Annotated in this window: 3 protein-coding genes and 1 pseudogene; all 4 read right to left on the bottom strand. The window is 58.7% G+C overall.

All coding sequences use genetic code 11. From position 1 onward, the window contains the following. Positions 1–875: 875 nt before the first annotated feature. Entirely contained in the window at positions 876–2,474 is a 1,599-nt protein-coding gene (locus AWB67_RS34970; protein ID WP_087660494.1) for a SagB/ThcOx family dehydrogenase, read from the bottom strand. Between the two features lie 195 nt (positions 2,475–2,669). Next, positions 2,670–2,924, bottom strand: a complete 255-nt coding sequence (locus AWB67_RS34975; protein ID WP_235025534.1) for a DUF2513 domain-containing protein — start codon at positions 2,922–2,924, stop codon at positions 2,670–2,672. A 155-nt stretch (positions 2,925–3,079) separates the two neighbouring features. Then, a complete protein-coding gene (locus tag AWB67_RS34980) occupies positions 3,080–3,289 on the bottom strand; it encodes a hypothetical protein (RefSeq protein WP_087660495.1) in 210 nt (69 codons plus the stop codon). A 200-nt stretch (positions 3,290–3,489) separates the two neighbouring features. Next, positions 3,490–3,701, bottom strand: a pseudogene (locus AWB67_RS42555) (hypothetical protein); the annotation flags it as partial.

Here is a 3,701-nt window from a genome sequence, read left to right on the forward strand (position 1 = left end):
GTGGCGACGTATCTGTGATCGCGGCGCAATGGTGGGAGAAAAGGCTTTAATGTGCGCCGCGCTCGGCGGCCGGCAATCGATGGTTGCGACGACGGCTGCCCGTGGGCGAGGGCGCCGTAAAGCTGCACTCCGCTGAGACCGACGGTGGACCCGACGGCTGCTTCGGCGAACATCGGGAACCACGGTTCTCGGCCATAAAGCGACAAACGCGAGTCGCCATCGAACGGCCGTTCCTTGTCGAAAATTAGGCACACGAATACCGTCGCAATCTTCGCTACGCTATATGCGCCTACGTCCAGTTTGCTCGTAGACACATCGACTCGGCACTATCTCATTGCATTCTGCTGCAGGCGTTTCCCTACCAGACGGCACGACCATGTCCAGCGCGCGGGAGTCGTGCGTGTTCAGTATCAGCAACATCGGCGTTGGCTGCGGACACTCGTGCACCGGTTCGTAACCAACGCGAAGTCTCATCGGATCGACCTTTCTTGGTGGTGCAACGTGGAAACTGCGAAGAGGCTTACTTGCGGTTTCGCAAGCAACTGCCATTCCAAGCGAAGCCCGAGGCGGGGTCCGTCGTTCAACCATCTGTAATGATAATGGCCGCAGGTTTGGCATCAGCGGCCGCCGTGGTGTCGGCAGTTGGCTCGCTGATCTGCTTCGGCATCCGTTCGCTCGACGTGGGGTGATCGTTCGAATCGTGCGAAATCTGACGGTAGCCGCATGGAGATCCGCTTGAAGAAAGGCGGGGCAGCTCCGCGGCTTTCGCGCAATCACAGGATTCGCAAGCCGGTGACTGATAAGGGGTTTTCCAGATCGAACCGCAAGAAATTGCGCGAAAGGTACGATTGCCTCAAGTAGCTGTTGTCGCGCATTCAACCCTGACGCTCGTAGGGTGGCTCCGAGGATAAGCGTTGATCATCCACCGCGCCACCGACTGTGAAGTGATACAGGCTTTGCCACGCGTGATCATTGAGTCCGAGCAGCGCGTGCATTTCATCATCAAAAAAACATCCAATTCCCGTAGCGCGTACTCCAGCGGCTTCGGCTTCGAGGTAGAGCGTGTGGCCGAGCATGCCACATTCCCACAATAGATGACGGTAACGCCATGGTTCCTGCATGGCGCTTACAAACCGCGTCAGCATGCCGAGCGCAAAGCAGGAATCGGCCGCAATATTCTGATGACAGGAGATCAACTTTGCTGAGGCACGCAAATCGAACGGCAGCAGAAAATAAAGCGGCAGATGGTCCGGTCCAGTTTTTTCCCATAGCCATTCGGGGCGCATCGATGTCTGCAGGCTCGACAATGCTTCCGGATTTCTGACCAGCACATACAGGCCCGCCTCCAATCCATCCACGCGATGCACCAAGAGCGCAGGATGCACTGCGGCGGGAGAGACGAGCACATTCCACGGCGGTGTGTCAGAACGCGTCATCAGGCATTCCAGCATGGCAAAAAAAGCGGCGCTGGTGATGCTCGTCGTGCCGTCGAAATCAACCGCGCTACGGCGCTGGCGAGCGACCTGCGCGAAACTGAGGTCGAGGGCGGGCGCCGCAGGCAAGGGGCGCCGCTCCGCACAGGCCGCGCTTAGCTCAGTGGTACGGGACTTGATCGTGGCGAGACGGATCGAATCGATATCGGGCCATCGCACCTGGTTCGCGCTTAACTGGTTCGCGCATCCGTACCACGCCGCCGCGTCCGAAGCAGTTAGCATGCGCTCGATATCGGGCCGTCCGTCGGGATGGCCGACCCAGAGCAGAACATCCGGCGACTCTCGTTCGGCGGTCCCGAAATCGTCACTACGATCCAATCCAAGCAAGCGCGCCACCTCATCGTCCGCGGGCGCCTCCAATAGCCGCGTTTGCCAGCCCAAAGCGGCCGCTACGTAACTTACCGCGGCGATGGCATGGCCGCAGTCGTGCTGGCAGTAGCGCCACGCCCGTGTGCCGTATTTCCATGCTTCGCGCCAATGAATCGAGCTTATTCCGACCAGAACGCCGTTGCCCCCAAACGCCGTGATCCATCGCGAGTCATCGACCGCGGCGCGACGTTCAAGCAAATGGTCTCGGCTCAGGTAATGGTAGATGCCCGCGGGCAGGCCAGGCAGATGCGGACACACTAGATAGCCCTCGGTCGGATGGAGGTTGCCACTCGAAGGATTGCAGCGCAGCGCCCAACGCGTAGCGCGATAGGATTTCCATGCCGACAAGCCCAACGACAGCTCGAAAAGGATCGACAGATTACGCAAATCAATTCCGTATGCGGACGGCAGGGCGCCGCAGCGCACCTCGTTGTAACGAGTGTGGAACGTGTCCGCGGCTAACAGCAGATTCACGCGGGGTGCGCCGTGAAACTCCCGAAACGGATTTGGCTGGGCTATCCAGTCGAGCTCGTGGGGGCCAGGAGCGTAACGGTTGACGCGGTGCTTGCTGCGATCATGATATTGAAGAAGCGCGTCACTCAAGCGATCCATGGTGCCTTCTGTCCAAGAATGGCCGTCCGGGCGTTGATACGAAACCAGATGGCTCGACGTGCACGCCCGCTCGTCGTGTTGTGGAACGGTGCGAACTTCGGCAAACCGCGAGGACCCTTTGATGGTTTTGTGTCTTGACCGGCACGCGTGCCGCGTTCATGAACGCGGAGTAGGTTTAGGGTACTCAACCGCACTTCAGGGGGTTTCGAAGGCGTTCGGGACCGCTGTCTTCAAGAAGTCGTGGCCGGCCCAGGTCAGCCGCCAGTCGTTACCCATCGAGCGTACGAAATTTGCATCGGCCATCAGGTTCAAGTGATAACCGATTCCTCGGTTGGGAACATCGAACGCGGCCTTCAGCGCGGCTTCAATGTCAAATTCGCTGAGGTGAGGAGCTTTGTTTTCCTCCAAAGTTTTCAATATTGCCAGTGCGAGATTCATATCGCGTTTCACGATTTCCTCCTGACTTAGGTGCGACGATTTCACGGTGGCGCGTCGCCCACGATCGCCACCCGATATCTCGAAGAAGATGTGGCAGAACATTTACAGTGCGCACGAGAATGCCCGTCGTTGGCGTAAAGGCGAACGGGATTTGACTCGTCAGCCGACTAGGCGAAATCCCCTTCGGGCTCGTCTGGCATTGTGTGTGCGACGGTTTTTTCATGCTCGTCACGCGCGGCTTCGAACGGCGACAAGAATGGCTCGCCCGCTGGCTTCGGACCTGATCGGGGCATGGCGTCGGCGGCCGTTTTGAACGACGTTAAAGCAGCGGACGGTGGTTCGTTGTCTTTCAACGGAAATCTCTCAGTGAAGCTCATATGCCCTCCTCAGGCAGGTAGCGTCGGCAAAGCACAGAGAGGCTTGATCGAAACGAGAACAAGCGCCGCCTGCACAACGGTGCCTGTGCGCTAGTACGGCGCACACGGCACGTGGACTGGCGACCAAGCTCTATAAGGAAAGGGCCGCCTCGCGTCGACGGATCGTCCGCGTAGGAATCGAAAGCCGCGCACATTGAGGGTTAAAGTGCCAAGAACCCCGATTCATGTTCGCTTCGGGCTCCGAATACAGCATTGTCGTTTTTGCGATCCAGCTCGTGTAGCACAGCGAGCGTAAAAAACGCGGAGCGGGTCAAATGCCGCTCTCGAGCGGCGGCGTTGACTTGCTGCAGAAGACTCTCGCTCAGGCTGAGCTGGAAACCTATCGCTTGCGAAGTCACCCGCGACATATTGA

The sequence above is a fragment of the Caballeronia terrestris genome (genome assembly GCF_001544515.1).
Classification (GTDB): Bacteria; Pseudomonadota; Gammaproteobacteria; order Burkholderiales; family Burkholderiaceae; genus Caballeronia; species Caballeronia terrestris.